Annotated in this window: 1 protein-coding gene; it reads left to right on the top strand. The window is 30.2% G+C overall.

Annotated elements, in window-relative coordinates; translation table 11 throughout:
• Positions 1-204 precede the first annotated feature (204 nt).
• Positions 205-426, top strand: a complete 222-nt coding sequence (locus DZ60_RS0122015; RefSeq protein WP_025744151.1) for a hypothetical protein — start codon at positions 205-207, stop codon at positions 424-426.
• Positions 427-794 lie beyond the last annotated feature (368 nt).

Raw genomic sequence — 794 nt, 5'->3', positions numbered from 1 at the left:
GGAAGCAACGCTTGTTATACGCAACGTTATAGGCAATTCCCTCTATTTTTCTGAACAATCATATTGCTTGGAGGAAATTAACTGGTTAATAAATACGATAACTTGAAGTAAGTTAGTCTGAATAAAAAAACATTTAAATGGATAATTTAATTTTAATATTAAAAGGATCAGTGTTTTGAGTTAAAAACTTAAAACATTGAGAAATTGAAAAACTACAAAAAGCTAAAAAAAACTTTTGGATTAAATGAATTTGGTTTCGTTGATTTTCCTAAGAAAGTATCAAATATTAAGATTTCAAGAATTCTCCACCATGAAGAAATGGGTGGATGTTCTTATTGTTTTCCACATGGATACGAAACTATCAATGCCACTATTTACAAAAATACTCGGTCTTGGAAAAAGAATCGTAAAAAACAATGGAAGTAAATAAACTATAACGGTTAATATAAACCTTACTAAAAAAGAGACTTATACTAACCGTTATAAACAAAAAAAGTTTAACGGAACTGCGGACATTAGTGACGCGGGTGAATTGTGAATTTGGTTATTGACCAATCCTAAGTAAATAAAAAAGTGACCGCTAACTGAATTCATGCTCAATACGTAATAATACGTAGCAGAACGTACTCTGTTTCATTTTTTCATTAAGGTATACTTGGTATGGCTAGTTCAAAGAAAAAAACAAAGCCTATAACACTATATATGTGATCATAGCAGCAAAGTAATCAACCGATTGGTTGTTGTATATTTATGAAGGCGCAATGATTGCAAAAAGTAAAAGTTAGCAACCAATG

Source organism: Aquimarina pacifica, assembly GCF_000520955.1.
Lineage (GTDB): Bacteria > Bacteroidota > Bacteroidia > Flavobacteriales > Flavobacteriaceae > Aquimarina > Aquimarina pacifica.
The sequence above is the reverse complement of the archived record's forward strand: the minus strand, read 5'-3'. Positions and strand labels throughout refer to the sequence as shown.